Source organism: Stenotrophomonas testudinis (assembly GCF_024499815.1).
In the GTDB taxonomy this organism is placed as follows: domain Bacteria; phylum Pseudomonadota; class Gammaproteobacteria; order Xanthomonadales; family Xanthomonadaceae; genus Stenotrophomonas.
On record NZ_JAMOKY010000083.1, the window covers coordinates 1 to 265 of the forward strand.

At 58.9% G+C, this 265-nt stretch carries 1 rRNA gene; it reads right to left on the bottom strand.

Features of this window, described 5'->3' with window-relative positions:
- Positions 1-74: ribosomal RNA gene (gene rrf / locus NQ204_RS19575) — 5S ribosomal RNA — on the bottom strand; the annotation flags it as partial.
- Positions 75-265 lie beyond the last annotated feature (191 nt).

Sequence of the window (265 nt, forward strand, 5' to 3'; positions counted from 1 at the left end):
CCATCGGCGCAGCTGCGTTTCACTTCCGAGTTCGGGATGGGATCGGGTGGTTCCACAGCGCTAATTTCACCAGGGAGACGGTTGCAGCAGCGCTTGCAGCGCCAGCTCGCGATCTTGCCCTTGGGGCGGAAGGTACCCGGAAAAGCAGTGCCTTCACTTAATAAGAAAAAACCCCACTGCGTGAGCAGCGGGGTTTTTGGGTGTAAACCCTGGCGATGACCTACTCTCGCATGGCTTGAGCCACACTACCATCGGCGCAGCTGCG